Source organism: Gluconobacter sp. DsW_058 (assembly GCF_002153615.1).
GTDB classification, from domain to species: domain Bacteria; phylum Pseudomonadota; class Alphaproteobacteria; order Acetobacterales; family Acetobacteraceae; genus Gluconobacter; species Gluconobacter cerinus.
In genome coordinates this window covers 44,931-70,808 of record NZ_JOPH01000003.1, presented here as the reverse complement: position 1 = coordinate 70,808, position 25,878 = coordinate 44,931, and the positions used below count along the sequence as shown (strand labels likewise).

Below are 25,878 nucleotides of genomic sequence, written 5' to 3'. Positions count from 1 at the left end.
CTTCAGACCTTCCCTCAGGCAGATCAGCCGACAATACGGTCGAGCGCTGCACAGAACTTTTTCATGTCGCTCATGGAGCCAACCGTAATACGGGAGGCATTCGGCCAGATCGGCCAAGAGCGACCAATGATAATATTTTCCTTCAGGAAAGCATCCTTGATCGGTGCAGCAGGGCGCTTCCAGTCAATAACGAACATATTCGCGTCAGACGGAATGAAGCTGATACCCTTCTTCTGAAGGTGCTCATAGGTCATGGCGCGTGCCGCATCCATCTCACGACGGCGTGCCGCAATATCCGACGCCATGGTCAGGCTCTTCGTACCGCAAATGACCGCAGGGATCGGCAGCATGTGAGTCTGGTTTACACCGTCATAGCGCATCATCTTCTCATGCAGAGCCGGAGGAGCCATGCTGAAGCCAAGTCGCAGGCCAGCCATCGCGAACATCTTCGAGAAGGTCCGCAGGACAACTACATCGCGTCCTTCAGCAACGAGCGAAACGGCGCTCGGGGCGTCAGAGAAATGGATGTAGGCTTCATCAACCAGAACAATGGAGTCTTTCGGCTTGTTCGCAACCAGCCAGCGAATATCTTCTAGCGGGGTGATGGTGCCGGTCGGGTTGTTCGGTGAGCAGATGTAGTAGACGCCGGCATTCGGATTAGCCTTCAGCATCGCCTTCACATCGGTCTTATAACCGTTCGATGCGTCCAGCGGCACCTTGGCCAGCGGAATCTTGAGCCACTCAGAAGCCACCCATCCGGCTTCGTAGCTTGGGTCTGCTGTGACCAGACCACGCGTCGGGGAACAGAACGTCACGATCGTACGACAGAGCGGATCAGAAGAGCCACCCCATGGCAGAATGCAATTTTCTGGGACGTTGTCGATCTTGGCGGCTGTGCGGATCAGATCTTCACGGGTATGGCCGCTCGGATCATACCGGTTTCCCTCGAAAACGGCAGCGGCACCCGCCTTGGCAGCGGCTGGAAAAGGACCGGTCCAACATTCATTGCTACCGATGCGGACCATCTTGGTGACATCACCGGGCGGCAGCGCGGTGAGGGGGGAAGCCTCCGCACGCCCAACAAGGGACCGAACTGCCATGCCTGCACTCATTAGTGCAGCCACGCGGCCCAGACTACGACGGGAATAACCGCGTGAGAGAAGATCGTCTTTTGCTTCAGGGGACAGGCAGTCGGTCATGCTCGGCTCACGCTCCTAGTGTGTCTGAAAACATACTAGAAACGAAACGATCTGTCTGTCAAAGCCCGAAATGAAATCGGATTTCAGTATTCTGGTTTCTGCTTGTCCACGGGGATAGAGGTCAGCTTCCCCTCAACGCCCGCATAGGTCAGCAGAAGAACGGTCGGGACATCTCCTGACACACCACGGTGCACATCATTCACTGACTCCGCAAAGGCCTCGCCCTGATGAAAGGTTCTGGTTTTGCCACTCTCACGGTCTTCAATTTTCAGAGTTCCCTGCAGGACATAGCCAGCGTTTGGAAATGGATGGACATGCCAGGGCAGGGCCGTGTGAGGCGGAATGGTGAGCCGGATCATACTCAGTTCTGGCTGAGAGGTGGAATACGGCGTGTAGGTTACTCCGTTCCAGGAATGGGATGCGTTCAGCAGGTGATCAGCATGGGCGGTGGCTGTCGACGATTCTGCATGGGCAACTGAACCCGCAGTCAGGCAGGACAGAAGGATCAGAGACAAACGGAAATTCATCGGATACTCCTTTGGGCAGAGTGTTGCCATTTGGCATCATACAAACGTATGGCATCCCATTCCGTTCGTGTCGGCTTTGTGACATCCCGGTTTGGGGCTAGAACGCAGAATTTCTGAAACAGAACAGGTGACAGACATGGTTTTCAGCAGGGCGCGTGCTTTTTCTGGTCTTCCCTGCGCGCAGGCCGATCTTGACCATGTTGCGCACATTGTCACAGCCTCCGGGACGTCTTTTGCCAGAGGTATGAAGGTCTTACCGGCGGCAAGACGGCAGGCCATGTTTGCAATCTATGCGTTCTGCCGGCAGGTCGACGACATTGCGGATGGTGACACAAATGTCGCTGACCCCGCACAGGCCCTGCAGGAATGGCATGAACGCATAGACCGCCTGTATCAGGGGGAAACGCAGGACGCACTCGATCGTGTTCTTGTGGCAGCAATTTTCAGGTTCCAGCTCCAAGCCAAGGATTTTCACGCTGTTATTGACGGGATGGCCATGGACTGCGGCGCCCCGATTGTTGCACCTGACGAGAAAACCTTGGATCTGTACTGCGATCGTGTTGCGTCAGCCGTAGGTCGCCTCTCGGTTCGTGCCTTCGGGGACTCTTCCTCTGCGGCTGACCGTGTGTCCAAACATCTGGGGCGGGCCCTCCAGCTTACCAACATTCTTCGCGACATTGCTGAAGATGCAGCGCGGGACCGGCTGTACCTTCCGTCAGAACTGCTGGAACGTTTCAACGTACCCACCAATCCGAAAGAAGCTCTGTACGCACACGGCCTGGATGATGTGGCACGGATCCTGAGCCGCCGCGCTCATGATCATTTCCGGGAAGCACGCAGTGCAATGAAAGAATGCGATAGCACCGCCATGCGTCCAGCACGCATGATGGCAGCGTCTTATGAGCCAGTTCTGAACGCACTCGAAAAGCGTGGATGGAAAAATCCGGAGCTTTCTCCGAAAGTCAGTAAGGGCTGGCGGGCAGTGCGCGCCCTGGCGGCATACGTGAAGTAAGCCCGATGAGCCACGTTCATATTATTGGCGGAGGCCTGTCCGGCCTGTCTGCTGCCGTAGAACTTGCTGCCCAGGCCCAGGTCACGATTTATGAAGCAGGCCCTGCCTGTGGCGGACGCGCACGCTCTTTTCATGACCGCACGCTCGATACCCTGATCGACAACGGCAACCATCTGCTGCTGTCGGCCAACGGCCTGACATTCCGGTATCTGGATATTCTCGGCGCCCGTCACACACTGGCAGGGCCTGGTATTCCGATCTTTCCTTACTATGATCTGGCAGAAGATCTGGCTTGGACCCTACGCCTTTCCAAAGGAAAAGTCCCATTCTGGGCATTACCTGGCGGTCGCCGCGTTCCAGGGATGAAGCTTTCCGAACTGGCATCCCTCGGACGTTTCCTGAAGGCTGATGACACAACGGTTGTGGAGGAATGCCTGAAGCCCGGTCAGTTGAGTCGACGCCTTCTGGAGCCTTTCGCCATCTCGGTTCTGAACACGGACCTGCACACTGGCAGTGCACTGTTGTTGGGAAACGTCATCCGGAAGTCTCTGGCACAAGGCGGTATGGCCTGCTGCCCCTGGTTTCCCAAAATTGGCCTCTCTGAAACACTGGTCGACCCAGCGATTTCATACCTGAACCGGTATCATGCGACGGTCCGCACGGGCGTTCGTGTTAGTACCATCATCAGAGAGAATGGTCGTGCGACTGCCATCGAGACGACGGAAGGCCGCATTGAGCTTGGTCCGGAAGACCACGTCATTGTCGCTACACCCGCTCCAGTCACCCAAAACCTGCTGCCGGAACTGGTTGTGCCAGACGCATTCGAGAGCATTGCAAACGCGCATTTCAAACTTGCTGCGCCCGTAGAGGCGAGGGGCGTCGTCGCTCAGGCAGGTTTTGTAGGTCTCGTGGGTGGTATTTCGGAGTGGATCTTTCTGAAAGGCGACGTCCTTTCCGTCACGGTCAGCGCCGCTAATCGCTACGCAGATCGGGACAGCAACGAGATGCTCGCCACCATCTGGTCTGAAATCCGACGCGCTCTTGATCCTATCCTGCCTCAGCCACTCCCGGTCGCGATGCCACCTGCTAGGCTGCTACGGGAAAAACGCGCTACATTCGCCGCGACACCAGAACAAAACCGCCGTCGCCCCAAAGCGAAGACAGACACCGCCAATATGGCGCTGGCGGGAGACTGGACGGATACGGGGCTTCCCTCAACAATCGAAGGGGCCATTCAATCCGGGCTGGCAGCTGTCAGCGCTCTGGGTTTCCGTTCTGCCGTGAAAAACACGGAAACGTGATGAGTGCTCTCCAAACCATGGCTGTAACACAACTCCCGATAATGAGGGCTGCATGTCCCGGGAGACCTGAACAATGCTGATCTATCCTGATGAAAAGGAGGACCGTGTGAGCGAGACCCTTTCCCACAAGCCTGTCGACGCCGAAAACGTCAACCGTGCCATTGAGGGGGCCCATGCCGCTCTGGGCAATCGCCAGAAAAACGACGGACACTGGGTTTTTGAACTTGAGGCAGACGCGACCATTCCTGCCGAATACGTTCTGCTAGAGCATTATCTTGATCGTATTGATCAGGAAAAGCAGGACAAGATCGGCATTTATCTGCGCCGCATTCAGGGCGAACATGGGGGCTGGCCGCTTTATTTTGGTGGCGGCTTTGACTTGTCCGCAAGTGTAAAAGCTTACTTCGCGCTCAAGGCCATCGGGGACAGTATAGACGCACCACATATGCGTCGCGCCCGCGAAGCCATCCTGGACCACGGTGGGGCCGCCCGGTCCAATGTGTTCACACGCATTCAGCTTGCCCTGTATGGTGAAGTGCCTTGGGATGCCACGCCTGTCATGCCGGTTGAGCTCATGCTGCTCCCGCGGAAGGCATTCTTCTCAGTCTGGAACATGTCGTACTGGTCACGATGCGTGCTGGCGCCGATGCTGGCAGTGGGGGCTATGAAGCCTACTGCCATCAATCCGCGTGGCATTCATATCCAGGAACTGTTCGTCAAACCACCTGAGCTGGTCAAGGACTGGATCCGGGGTCCATACCGCTCAATCTGGGGACGGGCTTTCAAACATCTGGACTCTGCGCTTCGGCCTGTCCTGCCGCTCATTCCTAACCGCATCCATGAGAAGGCTATCAAGGCTGCCATCAGCTTTATCGAACCACGCCTGAGTCGTGGCGGCCTTGGAGCGATCTACCCTGCCATGGCCAACGTGGTCATGATGTATCGCGCGCTTGGCGTTCCCGACAGCGATCCGCGCGTGGTCACGGCATGGGAGTCCATTCAGGACCTTCTTGTTCAAAAAGAAGACGAAATTTACTGCCAACCCTGCGTCTCACCTGTGTGGGATACAGGACTGTCAGGGCTTGCCATGATGGAAGCGGCATCCGGTGCTCATCCCACCAAACGGGACGAAACCATCGCAAAGCTCAAGAAAAGCGCTGAATGGCTGCGGGACCGCCAGATCCTGGATGTCAAAGGAGACTGGGCAGTCAACACACCCAATTTACGTCCGGGTGGTTGGGCTTTCCAGTATGAAAACGATTACTACCCGGATGTGGATGATACGGCTGTTGTCGGTATGCTTCTGCATCGTGTTGATCCTGAAGAGAACCGTGAAGCCATTGAACGCGCACGGGAATGGATCATTGGAATGCAAAGCACCAATGGTGGGTGGGGCGCGTTCGACATCGATAATGATCTCGAAATGCTGAACCATATTCCGTTCTCGGATCATGGCGCGCTTCTGGACCCACCAACTGCCGATGTGTCCGCACGGTGCATTTCTTTCCTGTGTCAGCTTGGCCATCCGGAAGACCGGCCAGTCATCGACAAGGCACTGGATTACCTGCGCAAAGAGCAGGAAAAAGAAGGCTGCTGGTTCGGTCGCTGGGGCACGAACTATATCTACGGCACCTGGTCTGTTCTCTGCGCCCTGAACATTGCGGGCATCTCCTATGATGACCCGATGGTGAAGCGCGCCGTCACATGGCTGGAAGACGTTCAGCGTGCTGATGGCGGATGGGGCGAAGATTGCGCAACCTATGAAGGCGCGCCTCCAGGCACGTACAAGGAGAGCCTGCCGTCACAAACCGCCTGGGCTGTTCTCGCGCTGATGGCTGTGGGCCGCCGTGACAGTGAAGCCGTTAAGCGTGGCATCAACTTCCTGACATCAAAGCAGGATGATAACGGCGAATGGCAGGAAGACGCCTATAACGCTGTTGGCTTCCCGAAGGTCTTTTACCTCCGCTATCACGGCTATAAGCAGTTCTTCCCGCTTCAGGCTCTGTCGCGTTACCGCAATCTGGGAACCAGCAACACCGGTCGCGTGGAATACGGTTTCTGATGCTGGGTGTTCTAGTCGGAATGAAGCAGGAAGCGCGCATCATTCGCCGCTTCCTGCCGGACGCACCGATTGCTTTGAGCAACGCTACAGCATCAGGCGCTGTGGCTGGAGCCGAGAGGCTTCTGCGCGCTGGAGCAACACGTCTGCTATCTTTCGGATGCGCTGGCGGACTATCAACCAGCGTAAAACCCGGCACGATTATCGTGGCAGATTGTGTTGTCATGAGCGACTCAAGCTACGAGGCCGATGCGGGTCTGAGCAGGCAGTTCGGGGCAGACCATGCCCGCCAAGGACGCATTCTTCATAGCGACAGCCTCATCGAAACGGCGGAAGAAAAATCCCGTCTCTACGAGACTACAGGCTGCATCGCCGTCGATATGGAAAGCGGCGCAATAGCCAGAACCGGCAAGCCTTTCGCAGTCCTTCGTGTCGTCTGCGATGATTCAGCCCGCAGCCTGCCGCCAGCTGCACGGGATGGCCTCAAGGATGGCGCCATCCATTTTGGCGGACTGTTGTCCTCTCTCGTCAGGCAGCCGTCGCAGATTCCTGCGCTCATCGAGCTGGGCAAGGATGCTGCTATGGCACAGAAAGCAATGGCTTTATTTCTGGAAGCCCATCCGCCGCAGCTGTGAGAAAACTCTAGCTCCTGCAAAAGTCGCCAGAACGCCTGCGGGCACCAGCCAAGGGAAGGCGATGGGATGACCTTCAATCCTGACCATCGCCAGACCGGCCAAAACAACAACGGCTGTTATAAAACCGGCAATCCCATTTGCCTCATCTCGTGAATGTCCGACCATCGCCAGCAAAAACACTCCAAGCGTCGCACCATAGCTGTAAGACGCGATTGAGAGCCCGAACACGACGGCAGAGCCTGTCGGATGAGAGAAAGACAGCGCGGTCACAACAAGCAGAACGGCCCAGAAACACGTCGCCGTCCGCAGGGACAGCGTCTTCTTCGGAAAAAAATCGCTTTTTGTCGCGGCTGCCATTGAATTCATGGCGCTGGAAAGAGATCCCATTGTCGCAGCAAGAATGCCAGCTACGAGCAGTCCGCGCAGAATAGGGGGCAATGTCAGAACAAACTGCGGGAAGAGTGCATCTGGAGCACCATGATAATCAGGCCAAAGCGCTCTTAACCCCACCCCGACAAATGAAAGTAGGGCGAACAGCAACGCCACGACAAACACACTTCCAATCATCGCTGCCCGCGCGCCTTTGAGCGTCTTTGCTGCGAGGCAACGCTGAAGCATGAGTTGGTCTGTACCGTGTGAAGCAAGGGAGAGAATTGCGCCGCCAACAACAGCTCCCGCTACGGAGAAAGGATTGGTGAAGACTGGCAATCCCCCGGTAAACATGGGAGCTACATGAAAAATATCAGTCCCTGAGCGGCTGAACAGCACGACCCCACACGCGACACTGCCGCCGAGATAAAGAAGCAATTGAAGCGTGTCGGACCAGACGACAGCTTTCAGACCGCCCGCCAGCGTGTAAGCCAGCGTGAGAATGACAATCCCCATGAGCAGGACAATATCCGGAATGGGATAGCCGATACTCGCACACAACAGGGAAACCGGAATCATGCCGGCGTACAAACGTACACCCTCGGCAAGAAGACGCGTCAGCAGGAACGTGCCAGACACCAGCTTCTGAAGACGCGTTCCGAACCGCTGGCCAACATACCGATAGATGGATGTCGCGCCCCGCTCATGCAGAGGCAGAAACCACCAGGCGACAGCCACGCGTCCGAGCAGATACCCGACTGCCAGTCCCAGAAAGACATATCCGTGAAGGTACGCCACGCCAGGAACACTGACGATCGTCAATGTGGATGTCTCGGTTGCAACTAACGAGAGGCAGATAGCCCAGGGCGGAAGATCTTTATGAGGTTGCCGCGCCAGAGTGAGCGCAAAAAGCGGCAACGACACGAGGTAAAGCAGGATGACAATAAGGCTCTGGATCATCCTGTCCGTTCTGTAGGTGGAACGTGATCCGGTCAAGCACCGGAACTGGCGAGCGCCTTTAAAAAAGCGCTCGTCAGTTCAACGATCAGCCTTCGTCGCTTAGTCGCTCGGGGCGGAAACCCGTGGCAATGACATAAAGTTCGCTTGATTCCTTACGAGAGGCAGGCGGCTTAACATGCTTGACCGAAGAGAAGGCTTTCTTCATGGATTCAAGCATCTGTTTTTCAGAGCCACCCTGAAAGACCTTGGCCACGAAGCTTCCACCTTCAGCCAGAACCTGAACTGCAAAATCCAGCGCACCCTCTGCCAGTCCCATAATCCGCATATGGTCTGTTGCGGCATGGCCCGTTGTGTTGGGAGCCATATCAGACATGACGAGGTCTGCTGGGCCGCCGAGAATTTCTTTGAGGCGATCAGGCATTTCCGGATCCGTAAAATCACCTTCAATGATCTCGGCACCGCTGACAGGATCGACAGGCAGGAGGTCCACGCCTGCAATGTTGCCAGCACCACGTTTTACAGCAACCTGAGACCAGCCGCCTGGGGCCGCTCCCAGATCGATGACGCGCGCACCGGGCTTGATGATGTGAAACCGATCATCGATTTCGATAAGCTTAAAGGCTGCACGTGAACGCCAGCCCTGTTTACGGGCTGCCGCGACATAGGGGTCGTTGAGCTGCCGGTTTAACCAGCGCTGCTGTGCCGTGGTGCGCCCACGAGCTGTTCTAAGGGTGACGACCTTATTACGGGCCGTCTGTGAAGTAGAGGCGTCCTGAGTAGCGTCAGCTGCACCTGGTGCGGCAGCACTCTTGAGAGCTTTTCCAGGGATGCGCTTGGGTCCCGTATCCTTTTTGGAAGAACCGGAGCGGGATCTGGGCGGCTTCATATCGTGGCGTAATTCCCGAGAGGGCCCCTCGAACGGGGCGTTACATGTCGATGGGTCCTGCGGCGTTCTCTAGTGAAACGCTGACCATGATCGCGGGCCATACGCAGCAGCATGCCATCACGCAACCCCCGATCGGCAATCGTGACCTCTTCTATAGGCCAAGTCCGATGAATTGCCTCGAAAATTGCACATCCGGGAAGAACATACTTTACGCGATCCTGTCCGACACAGGGATGCATCGCCAAATGATCGCGCGAAAGGCTCCGGAGCGTATCGATGGCACTTCGCATGATTTGCCCCGGCAAAGTCAGGCCATCAATCGCCGCGCGATTATAACGGGGCAGGGCCAGAGCGACACCGGCAAGGGTCGTGACAGTACCAGACGTACCCAGCAGGCACGCATTTCCCTGCGCGACTTCACGGCGGATGCGGTGAACATTCTCAAAACCTACAAGGTGGCTCTGCACGTGAGAAACCATCTCTTCATAGGAAGAGCCATGGCCTTCACCGAACATCTCCTGAAGCGTGATGACACCCACAGGCATGCTGGTTGTCCCAATCAGTGTCTGAGACTTACGTTCCTGATCAACACGCACCCATGCAACTTCAGTGGAGCCACCACCAATATCAAACAGAACGCCACGTTCGGATTGAGACGGTGGCCGTGACGGCATCCGGAAGAGGGGAGAACAGCTCTCCAGCGCGAGCTCTGCTTCCTCACGCGCCGTGATAATATCAATGGTTAGACCAATTTCGGTCTGCACCCGCTCAAGAAACTCCCGACCATTCACGGCGCGACGGCAGGCTTCGGTGGCCACAGCGCGAACGTGGGAGAGGGGCCATTGCCGCATGCGCTCGACGCAAATGCGCAGGGCATCAAGCGCGCGTGTCATAGACTCTTCAGCCAGTCGGCCGCTGACACGCAGACCTTCCCCTAACCGGACAGACCTGTTGAAACTGTCCACGACCCGAAAACCATTCGGTGTGCCTGCGGCAATCATCAGCCGACAGTTATTCGTCCCAAGATCAATGGCCCCAAAGAACGGACCGGCCTGACGGGCACCAGACGCGCGAATTTGCGCCTGACCTGAAAGCCTTTGCTCCGTTCCTTGCCTCATCATCTTGTTTAGGCTCCCGATTTTGCCCGTGCTGGGACCTTGAATATGCAGCATGAGACGGGAAAACGTCTTACCGCAAGAAAAATATCAGTTTTTTAAAAAAAAGTGGAAAGACCCCCTTGCGTCACTCAGCCGTGATGGGTAAACACCCACTCACCGCTTGGGAGATAGTTTAGCGGTAGAACTACCGGCTCTGACCCGGTCAGCCCTGGTTCGAATCCAGGTCTCCCAGCCAACAAATTCCTTAAAATCTACCGTAAAAAAGAGACTTCCCCTCCAGGGGGGAATTAGTCTATGAGGACCCGCCAACGGCCGGCTGGGCCTCTTGGCCCCCGGTTCAGACTTCAAGCGTCCCACGACGCATGACCAACGGGGGCCAGCGGGCATGACATCCTCTTCCTGCACAACTGATTTTAACGCACGCATACGTGAAGCACTGGCGTTCGACGATGTTCTCGTCGAACCGGCTGAATCGTCCGTGCTTCCGGCCCAGACATCCACCCGCACACGCCTGACGCGCACCATTGAGTTGAACATCCCTTTGATGTCCTCCGCCATGGACACGGTGACGGAAGATGGCATGGCGATTGCCATGGCCCAGCAAGGCGGCATGGGCGTCATTCACAAGAACCTTTCCATTGAAGAGCAGGCGGAGCAGGTTCGTCGCGTCAAGCGTTTCGAATCTGGCATGGTGGTGAACCCCGTCACCGTTGGCCCGGACCAGACACTGGCTGAAGTCAACGCTATCATGGCTCGCCACGGTGTCTCTGGCCTCCCGGTTGTAGAAGAGGGAACCGGCATTTTGGTTGGCATCCTGACCAACCGTGACGTCCGCTTCACCACGGACCTGAATACCCGCGTCCGTGATCTGATGACGAAGGACAATCTTGTCACGGTTCTCAATGGCGCTGCTCCTGAAGAAGCTCGCGCTCTGCTGCATCGTCACCGCATCGAAAAGCTGCTGGTCGTTGATGAGGGCGGCCGCTGCATCGGCCTCATCACCGTCAAGGACATGGACAAGGCGACGACGCATCCGCTCGCCATCAAGGACGCGCAGGGACGGCTTCGCTGTGCCGCAGCTGTTGGCGTTGGGGAAGACGGTCTGAACCGTGCTGCTGCCCTCGTGGAAGCCGGTGTGGACGTTATTGTCGTTGATACCGCTCATGGCCACTCCCACGGCGTCCTGAGCACAGTCCGGACACTGAAGGAGCGTCACCCAGGCCTTCAGGTCATCGCAGGTAACGTCGCGACCCCACAGGCGGCTCGCGCCCTTATTGAAGCCGGAGCAGACTGCATCAAAGTTGGTATTGGCCCGGGGTCCATCTGCACAACCCGCGTTGTTGCCGGTGTGGGCGTGCCGCAGTTCTCCGCCGTCATGGAAACTGCTGCGGCCTGTCATGAACTTGACGTCCCGGCCATCGCGGATGGCGGCATCCGGACATCCGGTGACATTGTTAAGGCCATTGGTGCCGGTGCTGACGTCGTGATGGTCGGCTCTCTTCTGGCTGGTACGGACGAGAGCCCGGGTGAGACGTTCCTGTATCAGGGGCGCTCCTATAAGTCGTATCGTGGCATGGGGTCTCTTGGCGCAATGGCCCGAGGTTCAGCGGATCGTTATTTCCAGGCAGAAGTCCGTGACACGCTGAAGCTCGTGCCGGAAGGGATCGAAGGACAGGTTCCTTATAAGGGCAGCATGGCTCCGGTCGTGCATCAGCTCGTTGGCGGCCTGAAAGCAGGCATGGGCTACACCGGATCGGCCACAGTTGCTGATCTTCAGGTCCGCACCATGTTCCGTCGCATCACGAATGCGGGCCTTCGTGAAAGTCATGTTCACGACGTGACAATCACGCGCGAAGCCCCGAACTATCGCCGGGACTGACATTTCCTGTGCATTGGCCTCTCGCTTTGAGAGGCCAAACCGGCTACGGGGGCGATATGACCCCCGCAGCTCGCCTTTCCGGCGCCATTGATCTGCTTTGTGCGATCCAGAATGCGCCCCGCCGTCCCGCAGACGCTACCGCTAACGCTTTTTTCCGTGAACGCCGTTATATAGGCGGCGGAGACCGGCGCGCCATTTCCACGCTTGCCTGGGATGTGCTGCGTGGCTGGCGGCGGCTGCACTGGCACCTGGAAGGCAGCCAGGGCGAAATTTCTCCACGCTTGCTATGTGCTGCCTCCATGCTGCTGACCGGCACGACGATGGATCAGGTTCGCATGTTATTTAGTGGCGAGCGCTATGCTCAAAAGCCTCTGACCCCGCGTGAAGATGTGAACCTTAAGCATCTGGAAGGAAAAGAACTTTCTACCCAGAAGCAACCTGTAGCAGTCCGCCTCGAATATCCGGACTGGATTGAGCCAGCCCTACGCGAAACTTTCGGATCCCGAATGGCTGACGAAATGGAAGCCATGCTCGGAACCCCGACTTTGGATCTTCGCGTGAACCTCCTGAAGGGCACTCGCGAGGACGGTCTGCGTGCGCTGAAGAGCGAGGGACTGAACGCCGTTCCAACAAAGCTCTCGCCATGGGGATTGCGTCTCGATGGCCGTCAGCCAGTTACGGCAGCACAGGCCTTCAAAGACGGACTGGTAGAAATTCAGGACGAAGGTTCCCAGCTCGTTGTCGCAGCAGCCGGCGCCAAACCGGAACACCGCGTTCTGGATTACTGCGCCGGCGCTGGCGGCAAGACTCTTGCCCTTGCCATGACCATGGAAAACAAGGGCCATATCGTTGCCTGTGACGTTCATGAAAAGCGCCTTGAAGGAGCTGTCAAACGTCTGCGTCGGGCAGGGGTGCATAATGTTGAGCGACACCTGCTCACCACCGGCGACAAATGGGCCAAGCGTCGGGCAGCAAGCTTTGATCGTGTTCTGGTGGACGCACCATGTTCAGGGACGGGCACATGGCGTCGCAACCCGGATGCACGACTGCGACTGACACCTGAAGACATTCAGGAACTTGTTATCAAACAGTCCGAAATCCTTGATCGTGCAGCATCTTTGGTCAAACCCGGCGGCCGGATGATTTATGCGACGTGCTCTCTTTTGGCCGCTGAAAACGGGCAGCAGATTGATGCCTTTCTGAAGCGTCGGACAGATTTTGTTCGTGTAGCTACGGAAGACCTACCCGATCTTCTGCCAGCCGAACTCCGCGAAAAGGCTCAGTTTTCCCTGACGCCCCTTCGTGACGGAACGGATGGCTTCTTTGCCTGCGTTATGCAGCGGGTTGAACAGAAGGTTGAGACGTCACAGGAAGAAGCTCCTTCCACATAACAAGCGCATCCACATACCCTTGCTCAGGGTGGTTGAACGCACCGGGTAGCGTTCCAACCACCCTGAAACCAAGATGCTTCCAAAGCGCAATGGCTCGCAGATTGGTGCTAACGACAAAGTTGAACTGCATCGCCCTGTATCCGAGTACCTGAGCCTCTTTCAGAGCATATGTTCCCATTTGCGTTCCCGCACCATACCCCGGCGCTGCAACAAAACCAGCATTAGCGACATGCTGACCACCGCCTTTCTGATTGTCCTGCACATAGAATGTGCCCACAATCTGGCCTGTCTTTGTCTCGGCAACATACACGCGATGCTCGACGGCCATCCAGTACACCAGCGCCTGACGACGGCCCCACGTTCGCGGCAGAGCGTACGCTTCCCCAGCCTTGAGAACCGGTGCCAGCAAACGCCAGATACCCTCTCGGTCCAAGGACTGTGCCGGACGAATGGTCAGGATCGTTTCAACCATCGGATAACACTCTCAAAATCACGCAGTTAGGCCCAACACATTATCCGGGTTATGATACGGTTTCCAAAATCAGCACGGGACCAACGCGCTCTTACACATGCAGTATGATATTTTCATCGGCATCGCCTCGACCTTCGGGGCCGGAATGCTGGCCCAATGGGTTGCCTGGCGGTTTCGCCTTCCCGCAATCGTGCTCCTGTTCACCATTGGGCTTCTTTTCGGCCCGGGGCTGGGCATTGTGCACCCTTCAGAGACGATGGGCTGGGTCTTCAGACCACTGGTCTCCCTCCTGGTCGCTATTGTCGTTTTTGAAGGCGGCATGGCTCTGGATATCCGGCAGCTCCGCGAGGCAGGAGAAGGTGTCGCACGCCTGACGATGCTGGCCTTACCCATCAACTGGGTTCTGGGATCGCTGGCAGCCCATTACGTTGCCCATCTTGAATGGGGCACGTCGATGCTGTTTGGCGCCATCATTGTTGTCACAGGCCCAACCGTGGTGCTCCCGCTTCTACGAAGCGCAAAGCTCCAGCCTCGTGTCGCGGCGTTCCTGAGATGGGAAGCGATCGTCAATGATCCGCTGGGAGCGATTCTGGCGGCCGTTGTGCTGCAGCTCATGCTTCTGCACGTTGACCTGCATACCGGCGTCTTTTTCACGCACACACTTCCTGATCTGCTCGCTGCTGCAACTGAGTCGATTTCGGCAGGCATTCTTCCAGCCTATCTGATCCGTTATCTCTTCACTCGCGACATGATGCCGGAAATTCTCAAAACGCCGGTGCTTATCTCAATGGCACTGCTGATTTTCACGGCCTGCAATCTGGAAATGGAGGGCGCTGGCCTGGTCGCGGTCACTATTTTTGGCATGGCACTGACCAACCTTCACATTCCAGGCGTCGCAGAACTGAGGCGCATCAAGGAATCGATGGTGGTCCTCGTCGTGTCGGTACTGTTCATCCTGCTGACGGCAGATCTTCATCGCGACGTTCTCAAGCATCTTTCCATTCCCATTCTGATGCTGACGCTTGTCGTACTGTTCGTCGTCCGTCCGGTTGGAATTTTCTTTTCCACCCTGGGCACCAGTATGCCTTGGAAAGAGCGCCTCTTCGTCGGATGGATTGCCCCACGAGGCATCGTCGCCGCCGCCGTTGCCGGCGCCGCTGGTATTCGCCTGAAAGAAACGGGCTACCAGTCAGCTGACCTCATTATGCCGGCGGTCTTTGCCGTCATCGCTGTCACCATGATCCTTCATGGCTTTTCGCTTCGCCCAATCGCGCGCGCCCTCAAGCTCACGCTCTCTAACGATCCGGCGATTGCCATTCTGGGGGCGAGCAAATGGTCTATCGACCTTGCAGCCTGCCTTCACAGGGAAAACATACCTGTTCTTCTGGTAGACAACCGATCCAGTGCGCTGATGGCAGCCGCACAACTCGACATTCCAGTTCTAAGAACTGAGCTATTGTCCCAGCACGGGCAGGAAGCACTGGAAGAACGACCGGCAGACTACCTGATCGCAACGACCGGAGACGGCATCTATAACGGGATGATCTGCGGACATCTCGCGCCAGCCATGGGGCGGGAACGGGTGTTCCAGATCAGCCCGGGTGTCGCCCGACTGGATTTTTATCATGGGCTTTCCCGTGACTCCCGAGGAAAGGTTCTAGGAGAACCTGCCTGGAATTACACCCTGTTCGATACCCTGTTCGAGCAAGGCTGGCGCTTCGTATCCCGTGCAGCCAATGAGGCCAATGCGGCAGGGTTTGGAACGGACGACAATCGCCTCGATATCCTTGTCAGCAGACGCTCTGCCATTCTTATTCGTTCCGCAGAAGATCCGACTGTCATCACTCCGATGCCTGGGGACCTGATGATCTCGATGGTACCGCCGACTGACACTCCACACACAGAGGAAGAGGCAGCTTAAGGCGCTTCCACCACAATAGCCGTCAGCCCCTGTTCCAGCACATAACGCAGGTCCTTTTCCTGCAATGCAATACAGCCTTCCGTCACACCGCTGGCGGGAGGCAAATGCAGGAAAATTGCAGACCCACGTCCCGACTCGATGGTGACGTCATTCCACCCCATCACAATGCAGAGATCATAAACATGATCATCCCGGCACATTTTCTCACATGATGCAGAGTGAGGAAGTGTCACCGGACGGTTATAATCCGGGTGCGATCCGTCATCGCACCAACCATCCGAAGCAGCTATTGGCTCGATAGGTAAACCCGCGCCGGAAACAGGCTTTTCCACACGATCTGCGCGATACAGGATACGGCGGAGGGGTAGTTCACCTACAGGGGTCGCGTGATCACCTTCACGCTTGTCAAGACGAATACCACCAGCCCCGATCAAAGCCGGAATGATTACATTACGAAAGTGAAGAAAAGCGCGGCCCTCAGTGATTCTCAAAATAGCTTTAGTCATGTTGCTGTTCCCTTTCGGATAAGTATTTGTCATATCTCAGATGGCAAGTGTGCTGCTGGTCCTGCGGTGCAGGATAGGCAGAATTGGATGCGTGGCCTATTAACGCGAACACATGCGGATGTGACGTTTTCCGCCTAGATAAAACGAGACAGGTATTATGGCAGGTCCCCGGCCCATCCTCGTGGTAGATGATGACGATACGCTACGAAGCCTGCTGACAGAGCAACTCCAGCACGGTGGCGAACTTGAGGCTGTGGAAGCAGTCTCCGTGGCAACAGCAAGGGAGCTCCTCAAGAAGCCTGGTGCCCGTTACGACGCCATGCTGCTGGACATCACCCTTCCTGACGGAGACGGCCGCGACTTCTGCGCGGAACTCCGTCGCGAAGGCGTTCGGATGCCGATCATTATTCTGACCGGTTCAGACGATGAAAGCGATGTTGTCCGCGGGCTTGATGCAGGCGCAAACGACTATGTCGCAAAGCCATTCCGTATCGGGGAACTGCTGGCGCGGCTTCGGGCACAGCTCCGGATCTTTGAAAACAGCGAAGATGCCGTTTTTGAAATTGGCCCTTACGCGTTTCGTCCATCGGCCAAACTTCTGGTTGAGACGGCCCGTAATCGCCGCATTCGCCTGACGGAAAAAGAAGCCGCGATTCTCAAGTATCTTTACCGGGCCGGTCAGCGCCCCGTCGCCCGTCAGGTGCTTCTGAACGAAGTCTGGGGTTACAACGCTGCAGTCACGACCCATACACTTGAGACGCATATCTATCGTCTTCGCCAGAAAATCGAGCCAGACCCCACCAAGACGTCCCTGCTGATCACTGAGGGTGGTGGGTATCGTCTTGACCCGGAAGGCCGCACTGTTGCTACGGCCGAATCACTGACAGCCTGATACTCAGGCTCTGCCGGTCAGGCTGGATCGAAATCCAGCACGACCGGCACGTGATCTGAAGGGCTGTCCCAATCGCGAACATCCCGCAGAACACGAATATTCCGAAGGCCTGGCATCAGATCTGGCGTAAGCCAGACATGATCTAGGCGCCTTCCACGATCTGACTTCTTCCAGTCCTTGTTCCTGTAGGACCACCATGTGTACAATTTGGTGGGCTCAGGCGTAATCCGCCTCATGGCGTCCTCAAACCCTGTCGCCATCCACGTATTCAGTCGCTCGGTCTCCGGCGGCGTATGGCTGACGATTTTCAGAAGCTGACGATGGCTCCAGACATCATGCTCCAACGGAGCGATGTTGAGATCTCCAACCACAATGCTGCGCACTGGTGGGCTATCCGTGAACCATTTCGCGGCTTCTTCTACAAACGCGAGTTTGTGAGCAAATTTTTCGTTTTCTGCCGGATCCGGGATATCGCCCCCCGCAGGGACATAGAAATCATGCAGCATCACTGGCCCGCCAGGTGTCTGAATCGATGCCGCGATGTGCCGACAATCGCTCCGACTGCACCAGTCAGGCGTATTCGCAACTGAGTTGAGGGGCAGACGGGACAGGATTGCAACCCCGTTATATCCCTTCATTCCTCGATAGAGCTGATGCGGAAAGCCAAGCTTCACAAGAGCTTCGGCCGGGAAGAGCGGATCGGGCACTTTCGTCTCCTGAAGGCAGACGATGTCCGGATTTTCCTCCTCAACGAGCTTCTTCAGCAGCGGCAGACGAAGCCGGAGGGAGTTGATGTTCCATGTAATCAGACGCATCACCATTGGATCGTCTGAATTGAGCGCTTTGACAAGCACCTCTTGCGTCAGACCCGCTCACACCCGATCTAGGACGGATCATGACTGAACTGCACGACACGCTTCTGACTTTCGATACCCATATCGACATTCCATGGCCCGATCAGGCGGATGCCTGGTCTCTGCACACGGACCGAAAAGTCGATGTAAGAAAATGCGATCAGGGCAAACTTCGCTCTGTCTATCTTGCCGCCTATATTCCGCAGGGACCACGCGATGAAGCGGGCCACGAAGAGGCCTGGCACCGTGTTAAGGCGATGCTCAAGGTCATCAACGCCCTCGGCGGACATCAGGACGGACTGAGCGCAAATGTCTGCCGAACAGCAGAGGATGTCCGCTCAGCATTCCGGGCAGGAGCGCTCGCTATTGTTCCCGCCATTGAAAATGGTCATGCCCTGGGTGGTGTACCGTCCCGGATCGGCCAACTGGCCGCAGAGTATGGCGTCCGATACCTGACCCTGACCCACAACGGGCATAACGCTCTCGCAGACGCGGCCATTCCAAGAAAAGACCTGAATGATAGTCCTGAACTTCATGGGGGACTGTCTGAACTGGGCCGCGAGACCATTCGCGAGATGAATCGCCACGGTGTGCTGGTGGATGTGTCACACACGGCAAAATCCACCATGATGCAGGCGTCAGAACTTTCCACCACGCCGGTATTCGCCAGCCACTCCTGCGTCAGAAGTCTCTGCGATCATCCTCGCAACCTCGACGACGAGCAGCTCGATCGCCTGAAAGAAACTGACGGACTGATCCAGATTACCGCCATGGGATCTTTTTTGCGTAAGGGCGGTGGGGGCACCGTAGAAGATCTGGCGCGCCATGTTGCCTATGTCGCCGAGCGGGTGGGCGTTCGCCATGTTGGTGTGTCATCAGATTTCGACGGCGGCGGTGGTATACTAGGCTGGCAGGATGCAACTGAAACACCGGCTGTGACACAGGCGCTCCTCAAGGCCGGGTTTAGCCCTGAAGAGCTGACTGCTATCTGGGGTGGTAATATGCTGCGTCTGATGGAAAAGGCTGAGCAAGCATCAATTTCAGCCTGAAAAGACAGCTCTGTTCAGCAAAAAAGTGCGCCCTAACGGGAACAGAACGGGACCATTCAGACTTAATGTGGAGTGCACTCATCCACGATGTTTCGGAAAGCTGTCATGTCCCGTTCGACACGAACCTCAAACTAAAAATTTTTCCGTCCCCTGACGGAACGGAAAATATTTTCCATTATTATCAATATCTTACGTTTACTGATTAAAAATTAGGCAATCTGATGGCAAGGCCGGGAAACCTTGGCCTTCATGATTCTGTCATGGAGCAACCCACAGACTTGTCCACAGGATCAGTGGATGACTGAAGAACTGGCATGACTGACCCTACGCCCACAGAGACAGAAACCTCAATGACACCTGAAGAAGCTCCTGTTCCCGTTGTAAAAAAGCAGGGCGTCGAGGCTATTCGGGACGCTTTGAAAACCATTCCCTACAGCCCTGGCGTGTATCGCATGCTGGGCGAGAAAGGGGAGGTTCTGTATGTAGGCAAGGCGTTAAGCCTCAAGAAACGTGTTTCTTCCTATACGCGCACAACCCAGTTGCCAGAGCGTCTGCGCCGTATGGTGTCTCTGACGGTCTCGATGGAGATTGTCATTACCCGGACGGAAGCTGACGCGCTTCTGCTGGAAGCAAACTACATTAAGCGTATGAAGCCACGCTTCAACATCCTGCTGCGGGATGACAAAAGCTATCCGTGGCTGATGCTCACTGAAAATCACGAATTTCCTCAGATCACCAAACAGCGTGGAAAACCCGTGAAAGGCGCCACCTACTGGGGACCTTTTGCTTCCGCATGGGCGGTAAATCAGACTCTGAACCTTGTGCAGAGAACTTTTCTACTGCGATCCTGCTCTGACGCTGTTCTTAAGAGCCGGACAAGGCCCTGCCTGCTGTTTCAGATCAAACGCTGCGCTGCGCCATGTGTGGATCGTATTTCCAAAGAAAATTATAGCGAGCTAGTCGTTCAGGCTCGGCAATTCCTTTCGGGTAAAAATACCGAGCTGCAGCAGGAACTTGCTGTTGAAATGGAACGCGCCTCCGAAGCCATGGAATATGAGCGGGCTGCAGCCATTCGGGACCGTATTCGTGGATTTTCCAGCATCCAGAATTCAGGAATCATCAATCCGGCCTCCATTCACGACGCAGACATCGTGGCAATCTGGCAGGCCGCAGGGCAAACCTGCATTCAGGTCTTTTTCATCCGTGGAAGCCGCAATAACGGCAACCGTGCCTTCTATCCCGTGCATGCGGAGGAAGAGACCCCGGCTGACGTGCTCTCCGCCTTCCTCATTCAGTTCTATGACAACAAGCCTCCACCACCTGTCATCCTGGTAAATCAGGAGATCTCGGAACAGAAGCTCGTCGAAGAGGCCCTCAGCATCAAGAGGGAGCAGAAAGTCGAGGTTGTCTGTCCTCAACGCGGCGAAAAGAAAAGTGTCGTAGACCATGCGACCCTGAACGCGCGTGAAGCACTGGAGCGAAAGCTGGCGGAGAATACCGGACAGCGCAAACTCCTGGAGGGCGTCGCGAAGGTTTTCAGTCTCGCTGAAACACCCCAGCGGATCGAAACCTACGATAATTCACACATCATGGGTCAGGCACCTTATGGCGTCATGGTTGTGGGTGGGCCGGAGGGTTTTGAAAAGCGCTCCTATAGAAAATACGCCATCAAGGGCCCGGTCACTCCCGGTGATGATTTCGGCATGATGCGGGAAGTCATGGAACGCCGTTTTGGAAAAAACAGGGAAGATGGAGAACGACCTGAAGACTGGCCAGATCTGCTGCTAATTGACGGCGGCCTGGGTCAGTTCAACGCAGTGCGCAACGTATTGGCAGACCTTGGCGTTACGGGAATTCCCATTGTGGCAATCGCTAAAGGCCCGGATCGTGATGCTGGACGCGAATGGTTTTTCACTGAAACACAGCCACCGTTCCAGCTCCCACCTCGTGATCCGGTTCTCTATTATCTTCAACGCCTGAGAGATGAAGCCCACCGTTTCGCGATTACGACACACAGGGCAGGGCGCTCCAAAGGACTTCGGAAATCTGAACTGGATGATGTTCCGGGAATCGGAGGTGCCCGCAAGAAGGCGCTTCTGAATCACTTCGGGTCAGCCAAGACCGTGCGACAGGCCAGTCTCGAAGAGCTTGAAACTGCACCCGGAATCAGCTCTGGAACGGCCAGAGCCATCTACGGGCACTTTCATCCCGAATGGCTTCGGACACAGAGCTGACAATTCCGTGAGGTCACGCCCTGAACGGTGGCTTGGCATAAAAAATACACACATTCAGAGAGGATTGGCGCATACCGGAGACGGATAAACTGTTCTAGACTGCTTCGTGATGCTGACTGATCTGCCAAACGTCCTGACTCTGCTCCGTATTGCGGCCATTCCTGTTCTGGTTGCCCTGCTGGCGCTGCATTCCGCACTCGGTAACGTCGCAGCCTGCGTTGTGTACACGGCTGCTTGCATTACGGATTATCTGGATGGTGCTCTGGCACGGAAATGGCAAATGCTATCCGAACTGGGCCGGATGATGGATCCGATTGCCGACAAGCTTCTTGTCGGTGCGCTGTTGCTCGCACTCGCTGGCCTGACCACACTCCCGGTGTATTCGCTCTATGCTGCCATCATCATCATGCTGCGCGAGATTCTGGTCAGTGGCTTGCGTGAATACATGGCCTCCCAACGCGCAACCCTTCCATCCACCCGCCTTGCAAAATGGAAGACCGGAATTCAGATGGTTGCAATCGGTTTCCTGATTGGCGGAGACAAAGCTGCGGCTACGCTTCATCTTTCATTCCTGCCGGCCACACTAATCGGCGGTATTCTTCTCTGGGTTTCAGTTATTCCAACAGTTCTAAGTGGATGGGGCTATCTCACCGCCGGACTTTCCAGAATGATGGCCTCTGAGCCTCGCAAGTCCTCAAAGATCGTCTCCTGATCTGGACTATCTGTGATTATTATTGCAGTTATCAGCTCGTCATCTGGCGCTTTTAATCGATGACAGGTAAAGTTCAGGGATCGACCTTATGGGAGTACACAATGCGTAAGGCCGCTCTACTGGCATTACCTCTGGCCCTGAGCGGCTGTGCGGGCATGGGCAAGTTTTTCAATGACACCGCGCTGTGGTCGGGAAGCAACCCTAATGCTCCCCATGGCGATAGTGAGAACCTTCGCAGGGCACGCGGTGAATTCGTAGCAGCTGCACCAATCCTGCCAGAAGGTGGGAACATGTGGCCCGGCTCACCTCAGCCTCTGCCAACCCTCAAAGATGTTGTGAACCCTGACAGCGTCTTTAATAAGTCTCTTGGCGATCCGGCTACGTATTTTGGCGGTGCAACGCTCGACAAGAACTTCATGGGTGGTGGTATTGCCGGCACCGGTGCTCTCGGCGTCTCTGGCCCTCAAATGAAGCCAGGCGACACCATGTCCGTCGGTGAAAAAATCGATGCGATGCGTGGTGTGTCAGAAGATCGCAGTCACTTTGTCCCGACACTTCCCACTAGCGTTCCGGATAATGCTGGTCGTTTCCTGAACAAAAACCCTGACAAAACCATCATCATCCCGAATGGGGATGGAACGAGCACGCTTATTGCTCCGGATGGTAAAGTCCGCGTTGTGCGCGGCGTGCCGTCAGTTCCTAATAAATAATTATCAGAAATTATCTGCCTTGTCGGAGCATTAATCCGACAAGGCAGTTCTCTCAGTACTGCCTGAAAAGGGCGACCAGCCGTCCCTGTATGCGCACACGCGCAGCAGGCAGAATACGTGTCTCGTATTCCCGATTAGCGGCTTCCAGAGCAATCGTAGAACCACGACGGCGCAGCTTCTTGAGCGTCACTTCCTGATCATCAATCAGCGCAACAACGATCTGACCATTATCCGCCACTTCGCCGCGACGGATGATGGCAACATCCCCGTCCAAAATGCCAGCTTCAATCATGGAATCACCCGCAACTGTGAGGGCATAATGCTCTCCAGTGCCGAGTAGGGACGATGGCACCTGAATCTGTGCGCTATCATCCTGCAAGGCCTCAATAGGGAGGCCGGCAGCAATGCGTCCGTATAGTGGAAGCTGAACGCTTGCGTTCTCAACGGGAGAGCGAGGAGCCTCGGAAAATGTCCCGGGAAGATCCTGACGACCACCCTCAACAACTGTTGGAACGAAAGGCGCCGGATTAGACACGGCATCTACAACCGGGGCCTCAAGCCCCATATGCGGCAAACGCAGAACTTCAAGCGCTCTTGCACGATGGTGATGCCGTCGCAGAAAGCCGCGCTCTTCAAGGGCGGAAATGAGGCGATGAATTCCTGATTTGGAACGAAGTTCGAGGGCGTCCTTCATTTCATCGAAGGAAGGAGAATAGCCCGTCCGCCGAAGATGTTCGTCAATGTATAGCAAAAGCTGGTGCTGCTTACGCGTCAGCATACAGGCGCTCCCATGCGCCTCGGTGGAGGCAAAATCTGAAGATTGAGACACTGCATAAACTTATGCGACGCTCTTTTGTTCCTTATAGGTTCCTGTTCGTCCACCTGCAAGAACATCTACCAGGCATCAACAAAGCTTTTATCTGGCTAAAAACCCCAGTTTTTGCGGAAAAATGCACCTTATCCCTGGATTTTCTTCAGAAAGCCTTGACCTAGGACATACAAATCAGCATGTTGCGCCGAACTAGATCAACCTGCTGCTTTGGCACTTGCGAGCGGCATCAGGACGGCGCAAGCCCGAGGGTATCATGGGAAAAAGCAACGTTATTCAGATCCGTCTCGTCTCGTCGGCTGACACCGGCTACTTCTACGTCACGAAGAAGAACGCACGTTCTGCTACGGGCAAGATGGAAGTCCGTAAGTATGACCCGGTTGCCCGCAAGCACGTGACCTTCCGCGAAGCCAAGATCAAGTAAGATCTCGCGGATCATACGACGTTAAAAAAGGCGGCCTTCGGGTCGCCTTTTTTATTGGCTCGATTTCTGACGAATAGACTTTCCCGAACATAAAAAAAGAGCCGAGAACGGCTCTTAAAATAGTTTGTCGTGCGGACCGTAGGGGATAACGATATCACCGTTACGCGTCAGATTGAGCATGGCACGGGAACGTTCATCCAGAATGTCAGCATCAAGAGCTTTCTCTTTCAGAGCCAGCACTCGACGGTGCCACACCGCCTGTTCATCCTTGGCATCCTGCTGCGCCTGGATAGCCTGCTGCTGAAGCACAAGCTGATCCTGATAGGCACGGATACCATGAGCGCCGTGAAGGGCGTTCCACCCGAAATAAGCAGTTAGGGACAGAAAGAGCACAGGGGGAGCAACCGCGCGGATGGCACGTTTGATAAATCTGACGGGTCTCACGCGGGGTAACAGGCTCCCTTGGCTTGAAAACTTCTCAACAATCTAGCTCAGAGAGAGGCTGCGAAACAATCACTGTTGTTCAAGACAGTAGATTATTTTAGCGCGCATATAAAACCGGCCTCCTGAATAGAGGCCGGCGTTCGTTGATCAGGCGGACTTCAGAATGCTGCGACCCGCATAACGGGCTGCGCTTCCGAGCTGCTGCTCAATACGGATCAGCTGGTTGTACTTAGCCGTACGATCAGAGCGGGAGAGGGAACCCGTCTTGATCTGACCACAGTTCGTAGCAACAGCAAGATCTGCAATCACGGCGTCTTCAGTTTCACCGGAACGGTGGCTCATAACGCAGGTGTAGCCAGCTTTGTGAGCTGTCTCGACTGCTTCCAGCGTCTCCGTCAGCGTGCCGATCTGATTGACCTTCACGAGCAGGGAGTTAGCTGTCTTGGCCTTGATGCCGCGACGAAGGCGCTCAGGATTGGTCACGAACAGATCATCACCAACAAGCTGGAGACGATCACCCAGACGGGACGTCAGCTCAGCCCAGCCTTCCCAGTCATCCTCAGCCAGACCATCTTCAATGGAGACAATCGGATACTTCTTGGCGAGATCTTCGAGGTAGGAGATCATGCCTGAAGAGTCGAACTCTTTGCCTTCGCCCTTCAGGTTATAACGGCCATTGCTGTAGAACTCGGTCGCTGCGCAATCGAGGGCAAACGTCACGTCATCGCCTGGACGATATCCGGCAGCCTCAACAGACTTCGTAATGAAGCTCAGAGCTTCATCAGCAGACTTCAGACCCGGAGCAAACCCGCCCTCATCACCAACATTGGTGTTGTGACCAGCAGCAGACAGACCCTTCTTGAGAGCGGCGAAGATTTCAGACCCCATGCGCACGGCATCAGCCAACGTCGGCGCACCAACTGGCTGGATCATGAACTCCTGAATGTCGATCGGGTTATCCGCGTGTTCGCCACCATTCACGATGTTCATCATGGGAACCGGAAGCGTGTGCGCGAAAACGCCACCGACATAGCGATAGAGCGGCAGTTCCAGCTCTTCTGCCGTCGCCTTGGCAACCGCGAGAGAAACGCCGAGAATTGCATTCGCACCAATGCGGGACTTGTTCGGCGTGCCATCCAGCTCGATCATCGCATTGTCGATTGCGATCTGATCTTCGGATTCGGCACCCTGCAGCACTTCAAGGATTTCGTCTTCGACAAAACCACAGGCCTTCAGAACACCTTTGCCGTTGTAACGGGACTTGTCCCCGTCACGCAGCTCAACGGCTTCGTGGGCACCAGTGGAAGCACCGGAAGGAACTGCGGCGCGACCGCGGGCACCAGACGACAGCTCAACCTCAACCTCAACGGTTGGGTTACCACGGCTGTCCAGGATCTCGCGGGCGGTGATATCAACAATGGCGCTCAATGGAAGCTCTCCTGGATATGCGTGAACCGGGGGTGGCTCATAACCGTTCGGGACGGACCACACGTCT

Annotated in this window: 24 protein-coding genes and 1 tRNA gene; 14 read left to right on the top strand and 11 right to left on the bottom strand. The window is 55.8% G+C overall.

The genetic code is table 11. The features are described from left to right. Positions 1 to 23 precede the first annotated feature (23 nt). Positions 24 to 1,199, bottom strand: a complete 1,176-nt coding sequence (locus tag HK24_RS02680) for a pyridoxal phosphate-dependent aminotransferase (RefSeq protein WP_086633214.1) — start codon at positions 1,197 to 1,199, stop codon at positions 24 to 26. Positions 1,200 to 1,282: 83 nt separating this feature from the next. Next, the gene (locus HK24_RS02675; protein WP_086633213.1) at positions 1,283 to 1,726 is read right to left on the bottom strand and encodes a cupin domain-containing protein; all 444 of its coding nucleotides are present in this window, start codon (positions 1,724 to 1,726) and stop codon (positions 1,283 to 1,285) included. A gap of 136 nt (positions 1,727 to 1,862) precedes the next feature. On the opposite strand from HK24_RS02675, the gene hpnD reads away from it, so the two are divergent. From hpnD to HK24_RS02655, 4 genes are all read left to right on the top strand, one after another. Next, on the top strand, positions 1,863 to 2,738 hold the full coding sequence (gene hpnD, locus HK24_RS02670) for a presqualene diphosphate synthase HpnD (RefSeq protein ID WP_086633212.1): 876 nt from the start codon (positions 1,863 to 1,865) through the stop codon (positions 2,736 to 2,738). A gap of 5 nt (positions 2,739 to 2,743) precedes the next feature. Beyond that, positions 2,744 to 4,039: a hydroxysqualene dehydroxylase HpnE gene (gene hpnE / locus HK24_RS02665; RefSeq protein ID WP_086633211.1), complete on the top strand. Its 1,296-nt coding sequence runs from the start codon at positions 2,744 to 2,746 to the stop codon at positions 4,037 to 4,039. A gap of 73 nt (positions 4,040 to 4,112) precedes the next feature. Then, positions 4,113 to 6,101, top strand: a complete 1,989-nt coding sequence (gene shc / locus HK24_RS02660; RefSeq protein ID WP_086633210.1) for a squalene--hopene cyclase — start codon at positions 4,113 to 4,115, stop codon at positions 6,099 to 6,101. After that, positions 6,101 to 6,733 (top strand): hypothetical protein, encoded by a 633-nt coding sequence (locus HK24_RS02655; protein ID WP_086633209.1) that lies wholly within the window; start codon positions 6,101 to 6,103, stop codon positions 6,731 to 6,733. Before shc ends, HK24_RS02655 begins: the two co-directional genes overlap by 1 nt. On the opposite strand, the gene HK24_RS02650 is transcribed toward HK24_RS02655, so the two are convergent. From HK24_RS02650 to HK24_RS02640, 3 genes are all read right to left on the bottom strand, one after another. Continuing rightward, a complete protein-coding gene (locus tag HK24_RS02650; protein WP_086633208.1) occupies positions 6,701 to 8,062 on the bottom strand; it encodes a sodium:solute symporter in 1,362 nt (453 codons plus the stop codon). The genes HK24_RS02655 and HK24_RS02650 overlap by 33 nt on opposite strands. Before the next feature lie 85 nt (positions 8,063 to 8,147). Beyond that, entirely contained in the window at positions 8,148 to 8,948 is an 801-nt protein-coding gene (locus HK24_RS02645) for an RlmE family RNA methyltransferase (RefSeq protein WP_046901679.1), read from the bottom strand. Then, complete coding sequence (locus tag HK24_RS02640) at positions 8,945 to 10,069, bottom strand: Ppx/GppA phosphatase family protein (RefSeq protein WP_086633238.1); 1,125 nt, start codon at positions 10,067 to 10,069, stop codon at positions 8,945 to 8,947. Before HK24_RS02640 ends, HK24_RS02645 begins: the two co-directional genes overlap by 4 nt. 158 nt (positions 10,070 to 10,227) lie before the next feature. Between HK24_RS02640 and HK24_RS02635 the strand changes: the two genes are divergently transcribed. The 3 genes from HK24_RS02635 to HK24_RS02625 all read left to right on the top strand — a co-directional run bounded on the left by HK24_RS02635 (position 10,228) and on the right by HK24_RS02625 (position 13,336). Further along, positions 10,228 to 10,301: transfer RNA gene (locus tag HK24_RS02635), tRNA-Gln, on the top strand. A gap of 150 nt (positions 10,302 to 10,451) precedes the next feature. Continuing rightward, positions 10,452 to 11,945: an IMP dehydrogenase gene (gene guaB / locus HK24_RS02630; protein WP_086633207.1), complete on the top strand. Its 1,494-nt coding sequence runs from the start codon at positions 10,452 to 10,454 to the stop codon at positions 11,943 to 11,945. 56 nt (positions 11,946 to 12,001) lie between these two features. Continuing rightward, positions 12,002 to 13,336 (top strand): RsmB/NOP family class I SAM-dependent RNA methyltransferase, encoded by a 1,335-nt coding sequence (locus HK24_RS02625; protein WP_086633206.1) that lies wholly within the window; start codon positions 12,002 to 12,004, stop codon positions 13,334 to 13,336. Here HK24_RS02625 and HK24_RS02620 read toward each other — a convergent pair. Continuing rightward, the gene (locus tag HK24_RS02620; RefSeq protein WP_086633205.1) at positions 13,278 to 13,808 is read right to left on the bottom strand and encodes a GNAT family N-acetyltransferase; all 531 of its coding nucleotides are present in this window, start codon (positions 13,806 to 13,808) and stop codon (positions 13,278 to 13,280) included. The genes HK24_RS02625 and HK24_RS02620 overlap by 59 nt on opposite strands. Before the next feature lie 97 nt (positions 13,809 to 13,905). Between HK24_RS02620 and HK24_RS02615 the strand changes: the two genes are divergently transcribed. Further along, on the top strand, positions 13,906 to 15,729 hold the full coding sequence (locus tag HK24_RS02615; RefSeq protein ID WP_086633204.1) for a sodium:proton antiporter: 1,824 nt from the start codon (positions 13,906 to 13,908) through the stop codon (positions 15,727 to 15,729). Here HK24_RS02615 and HK24_RS02610 read toward each other — a convergent pair. Continuing rightward, positions 15,726 to 16,235: a L,D-transpeptidase gene (locus HK24_RS02610; protein WP_086633237.1), complete on the bottom strand. Its 510-nt coding sequence runs from the start codon at positions 16,233 to 16,235 to the stop codon at positions 15,726 to 15,728. The genes HK24_RS02615 and HK24_RS02610 overlap by 4 nt on opposite strands. Before the next feature lie 157 nt (positions 16,236 to 16,392). Here HK24_RS02610 and HK24_RS02605 point away from each other — a divergent pair, with 157 nt between their 5' ends. Then, the gene (locus tag HK24_RS02605) at positions 16,393 to 17,127 is read left to right on the top strand and encodes a response regulator transcription factor (protein WP_086633203.1); all 735 of its coding nucleotides are present in this window, start codon (positions 16,393 to 16,395) and stop codon (positions 17,125 to 17,127) included. 17 nt (positions 17,128 to 17,144) lie between these two features. Here HK24_RS02605 and HK24_RS02600 read toward each other — a convergent pair whose 3' ends face one another. After that, positions 17,145 to 17,942, bottom strand: a complete 798-nt coding sequence (locus HK24_RS02600; RefSeq protein ID WP_198942044.1) for an exodeoxyribonuclease III — start codon at positions 17,940 to 17,942, stop codon at positions 17,145 to 17,147. A gap of 80 nt (positions 17,943 to 18,022) precedes the next feature. On the opposite strand from HK24_RS02600, the gene HK24_RS02595 reads away from it, so the two are divergent. The 4 genes from HK24_RS02595 to HK24_RS02580 all read left to right on the top strand — a co-directional run bounded on the left by HK24_RS02595 (position 18,023) and on the right by HK24_RS02580 (position 22,686). Continuing rightward, complete coding sequence (locus HK24_RS02595; RefSeq protein WP_086633201.1) at positions 18,023 to 19,030, top strand: dipeptidase; 1,008 nt, start codon at positions 18,023 to 18,025, stop codon at positions 19,028 to 19,030. Positions 19,031 to 19,344: 314 nt separating this feature from the next. Continuing rightward, positions 19,345 to 21,264 carry an excinuclease ABC subunit UvrC gene (uvrC, locus tag HK24_RS02590; RefSeq protein ID WP_086633200.1) on the top strand — a complete coding sequence of 640 codons (1,920 nt, stop codon included), beginning with the start codon at positions 19,345 to 19,347 and terminating at the stop codon, positions 21,262 to 21,264. A gap of 109 nt (positions 21,265 to 21,373) precedes the next feature. Then, positions 21,374 to 21,976: a CDP-diacylglycerol--glycerol-3-phosphate 3-phosphatidyltransferase gene (gene pgsA / locus HK24_RS02585; protein WP_086633199.1), complete on the top strand. Its 603-nt coding sequence runs from the start codon at positions 21,374 to 21,376 to the stop codon at positions 21,974 to 21,976. 101 nt (positions 21,977 to 22,077) lie between these two features. Continuing rightward, the gene (locus tag HK24_RS02580) at positions 22,078 to 22,686 is read left to right on the top strand and encodes a hypothetical protein (RefSeq protein ID WP_086633198.1); all 609 of its coding nucleotides are present in this window, start codon (positions 22,078 to 22,080) and stop codon (positions 22,684 to 22,686) included. Positions 22,687 to 22,738: 52 nt separating this feature from the next. Here HK24_RS02580 and lexA read toward each other — a convergent pair whose 3' ends face one another. Then, positions 22,739 to 23,464, bottom strand: a complete 726-nt coding sequence (gene lexA / locus HK24_RS02575; RefSeq protein WP_086633236.1) for a transcriptional repressor LexA — start codon at positions 23,462 to 23,464, stop codon at positions 22,739 to 22,741. Positions 23,465 to 23,771: 307 nt separating this feature from the next. Between lexA and rpmG the strand changes: the two genes are divergently transcribed. Further along, entirely contained in the window at positions 23,772 to 23,939 is a 168-nt protein-coding gene (gene rpmG / locus HK24_RS02570) for a 50S ribosomal protein L33 (RefSeq protein WP_046901668.1), read from the top strand. A 114-nt stretch (positions 23,940 to 24,053) separates the two neighbouring features. Here rpmG and HK24_RS02565 read toward each other — a convergent pair whose 3' ends face one another. Then, positions 24,054 to 24,383, bottom strand: a complete 330-nt coding sequence (locus HK24_RS02565) for a septum formation initiator family protein (protein ID WP_086633197.1) — start codon at positions 24,381 to 24,383, stop codon at positions 24,054 to 24,056. 147 nt (positions 24,384 to 24,530) lie between these two features. Next, positions 24,531 to 25,811 carry a phosphopyruvate hydratase gene (eno, locus tag HK24_RS02560; protein WP_064272901.1) on the bottom strand — a complete coding sequence of 427 codons (1,281 nt, stop codon included), beginning with the start codon at positions 25,809 to 25,811 and terminating at the stop codon, positions 24,531 to 24,533. Positions 25,812 to 25,878 lie beyond the last annotated feature (67 nt).

Coding starts and splice junctions, on each gene's coding strand:
- HK24_RS02680 (WP_086633214.1), bottom strand. CDS start 1,199: ATGACCGACTGCCTGTCCCCTGAAGCAAAAGACGATCTTCTCTCACGC.
- HK24_RS02675 (WP_086633213.1), bottom strand. CDS start 1,726: ATGAATTTCCGTTTGTCTCTGATCCTTCTGTCCTGCCTGACTGCGGGT.
- hpnD (WP_086633212.1), top strand. CDS start 1,863: ATGGTTTTCAGCAGGGCGCGTGCTTTTTCTGGTCTTCCCTGCGCGCAG.
- hpnE (WP_086633211.1), top strand. CDS start 2,744: ATGAGCCACGTTCATATTATTGGCGGAGGCCTGTCCGGCCTGTCTGCT.
- shc (WP_086633210.1), top strand. CDS start 4,113: ATGCTGATCTATCCTGATGAAAAGGAGGACCGTGTGAGCGAGACCCTT.
- HK24_RS02655 (WP_086633209.1), top strand. CDS start 6,101: ATGCTGGGTGTTCTAGTCGGAATGAAGCAGGAAGCGCGCATCATTCGC.
- HK24_RS02650 (WP_086633208.1), bottom strand. CDS start 8,062: ATGATCCAGAGCCTTATTGTCATCCTGCTTTACCTCGTGTCGTTGCCG.
- HK24_RS02645 (WP_046901679.1), bottom strand. CDS start 8,948: ATGAAGCCGCCCAGATCCCGCTCCGGTTCTTCCAAAAAGGATACGGGA.
- HK24_RS02640 (WP_086633238.1), bottom strand. CDS start 10,069: ATGATGAGGCAAGGAACGGAGCAAAGGCTTTCAGGTCAGGCGCAAATT.
- guaB (WP_086633207.1), top strand. CDS start 10,452: ATGACATCCTCTTCCTGCACAACTGATTTTAACGCACGCATACGTGAA.
- HK24_RS02625 (WP_086633206.1), top strand. CDS start 12,002: ATGACCCCCGCAGCTCGCCTTTCCGGCGCCATTGATCTGCTTTGTGCG.
- HK24_RS02620 (WP_086633205.1), bottom strand. CDS start 13,808: ATGGTTGAAACGATCCTGACCATTCGTCCGGCACAGTCCTTGGACCGA.
- HK24_RS02615 (WP_086633204.1), top strand. CDS start 13,906: ATGCAGTATGATATTTTCATCGGCATCGCCTCGACCTTCGGGGCCGGA.
- HK24_RS02610 (WP_086633237.1), bottom strand. CDS start 16,235: ATGACTAAAGCTATTTTGAGAATCACTGAGGGCCGCGCTTTTCTTCAC.
- HK24_RS02605 (WP_086633203.1), top strand. CDS start 16,393: ATGGCAGGTCCCCGGCCCATCCTCGTGGTAGATGATGACGATACGCTA.
- HK24_RS02600 (WP_198942044.1), bottom strand. CDS start 17,942: ATGCGTCTGATTACATGGAACATCAACTCCCTCCGGCTTCGTCTGCCG.
- HK24_RS02595 (WP_086633201.1), top strand. CDS start 18,023: ATGACTGAACTGCACGACACGCTTCTGACTTTCGATACCCATATCGAC.
- uvrC (WP_086633200.1), top strand. CDS start 19,345: ATGACTGACCCTACGCCCACAGAGACAGAAACCTCAATGACACCTGAA.
- pgsA (WP_086633199.1), top strand. CDS start 21,374: ATGCTGACTGATCTGCCAAACGTCCTGACTCTGCTCCGTATTGCGGCC.
- HK24_RS02580 (WP_086633198.1), top strand. CDS start 22,078: ATGCGTAAGGCCGCTCTACTGGCATTACCTCTGGCCCTGAGCGGCTGT.
- lexA (WP_086633236.1), bottom strand. CDS start 23,464: ATGCTGACGCGTAAGCAGCACCAGCTTTTGCTATACATTGACGAACAT.
- rpmG (WP_046901668.1), top strand. CDS start 23,772: ATGGGAAAAAGCAACGTTATTCAGATCCGTCTCGTCTCGTCGGCTGAC.